At 42.6% G+C, this 2,571-nt stretch carries 1 protein-coding gene and 1 pseudogene; one reads left to right on the top strand and one right to left on the bottom strand.

Features of this window, described 5'->3' with window-relative positions; all coding sequences use genetic code 11:
- Positions 1 to 1,046 (bottom strand): annotated as a pseudogene (locus tag VF500_RS27450) (glycine dehydrogenase); the annotation flags it as partial.
- A 127-nt stretch (positions 1,047 to 1,173) separates the two neighbouring features.
- On the opposite strand from VF500_RS27450, the gene VF500_RS27455 reads away from it, so the two are divergent.
- Positions 1,174 to 2,571 (top strand): hypothetical protein (locus tag VF500_RS27455; protein ID WP_330862721.1); only part of this gene is annotated, 1,398 nt, incomplete at its 3' end.

Raw genomic sequence — 2,571 nt, forward strand, 5'->3', positions numbered from 1 at the left:
TGATACACGGCGTACATACCGGCCATGATAGCCAATAATGCCTGTGCGGTACAAATATTTGAAGTTGCTTTATCCCGGCGGATATGTTGTTCGCGGGTTTGCAGGGCCATACGCAGGGCATAATTACCGGCGCTATCGATAGTAACACCGATGATACGGCCCGGGATAGAGCGTTTGTATTCCTCTTTAGTTGCAAAGAAAGCAGCATGCGGACCTCCAAAGCCCATTGGTACACCAAAACGTTGCGATGAACCAACCACAATATCAGCACCCCACTCGCCTGGAGGAGTTAACAGGGCAAGGCTCATAAGATCAGCAACAACGGTAAGTTTAATACCTTTTTCGTGCCCTTTTGCAGCAAAGTCGGCATAGTTGTAAACCGCGCCATCGCCGGCAGGATATTGCACAATGGCACCAAACATATCGTCGGTTAATTCAACGGTGCGGTGGTCGCCTATTCTTAACTCAATGCCATAAGGCTCCGAGCGGGTTTTTAAGATATCAATAGTTTGGGGAAACACTTCTTCCGAAACGAAGAATACGTTGGCATTGTTGTTTTTACGCAAAGTGTATTGCATAAACATAGCTTCGGCAGCAGCAGTACCTTCGTCAAGCAATGAAGCATTGGCAATTTCCATACCGGTAAGGTCAATAACCATGGTTTGGAAATTTAACAAAGCCTGCAAGCGGCCTTGTGCAATTTCGGCTTGATAAGGCGTGTATTGCGTATACCATCCGGGGTTTTCAAGAATGTTACGCTGAATAACGCCCGGTACAATTACATCATAGTAACCTTTACCAATGAAAGATTTGAAAACTTTGTTTTTTGAAGCAGTTTGCTTTAAGGTGTTCAGATAATCGAACTCGCTTTTTGCCGCAGGCAGGTTAAGCGGTTTGGTAAGCCTGATCTTTTGCGGTATTGTTTGCCCTATTAATTCATCAAGCGTACTAACGCCGATGGTTTTTAACATTTTGGCCGTGTCGGCCGCACTTGGAGCAATGTGCCTCGACTGAAACTGCTCCTGATAGGTTGTATTCAACTTCATGAATTAATCGTCCCTCTTAAATTTACCGCAAAGGTACGATTTTACAATATGAGTAACAATGAGGTAATATGATATTGACAATGCATTTACAGGAAAAAAATGTATTTTGGCTCGTGAATACCTAAACATGACTGGCAGGCGAGTTTTACTTTTTATCACTATTTTTCTTTTCATCAGCTTTAAAAGTTTCTCGGCTGTTTTCACGGTAACCAGCAATGCAGATTCGGGGCCGGGAACACTACGCGAAGCACTCACACTTGCGGCGGCTAACGGCAGTACAGAAAAAGACTTTATTTATTTTAATTTACCGGATTTGAGTGAGGCGGGGAGGACAATTGCTTTAGCAACGAAGTTGCCCCTAATGACATCTAACCTGGTAATTGATGGCAGTACGCAACCGGGTGCAAAATTTGGCATCAGTGACACTAAGGTTCAGATTACCTTTAAATTTGTATATCCCGATCAGTTAACTGTATTGAGCAGCGATGGCGCAGATTTCCTCGAAATCTATGGCCTTTGGATAAATTGCGATTCAACCGGATGGGGCGGTGCAGGCATAGGGATAAGCAATTTCAATAAAGTTATTGTAGGTGCACCTTCAAAGGGCAACGTTATAAATGGCGCCAATGTAGGTATACACACAGGTAAAGTATGTATCTATCAAAATAACAATTCGGGGACAGATATAACAGGAGAACAAGCGGGAGGAGGCCATGTAGGCATATCATGCGACGATGTTACGGTTGGTGGATCACCAAGTACTGGAAATATTTTTTTTAAAGCGGATATGACCTTTGAAAACTCCTTGGGAAACCATTTGATTTTAAGTTATAACAAATTCGGAACTAATTATACAGGAACCAAACGCGTACCGCTAAATCTTTTCTCGCAAATTACGCGCCTGGTAGTACAAGGAGTCTATTCTCCAGGCACTGAGATTCCGGTTAATGCGGTGATAAACAATAATATTTTTGTAGATGAATATGCTGGTATTTTATTAAGTGTAACAGACTTGAGCGGTCAGGTTACAATACAGGGCAATTCCTTTAACACCGACCCTACGGGAACAATAAATTATCTTGCCAACTCAGAGACTGTAGCATCTATGCGCGACATTCTTTTAAGAGCCAGCGCCAATATTTTAGTTGGAGGCGACGATCCTATTCAAAAAAACTTAATTGCTTATGGCGGACTGGGAATCGATTATGGCTCATATGGCAAATATACTTTTAAACGTAATAGTATTTTTTGCGTGGATGAAATAACAGGCACAAGCTATGACCGTGATAAACTTCCAGTGGTTAAGATCACCTCTGTTTCAGATAATCAGGTAGCCGGTACCGCCACACCCAATGCAGATATTGAGCTGTTCAACAGCGATTGTAGCTGTAACTTGCCAAACCCCAAAAAATATTTCACAACCGTTAAGGCGGATGCAAATGGCAAATGGACATATAACGGGCCTGTAAATGGTTATGTGATGGCATCGGCAACCATAAATAATTTAACAGGGTTATTTACCGGG

Origin of the sequence: Mucilaginibacter sp. (assembly GCF_036383575.1) — a bacterium.
Taxonomy (GTDB): domain Bacteria; phylum Bacteroidota; class Bacteroidia; order Sphingobacteriales; family Sphingobacteriaceae; genus Mucilaginibacter.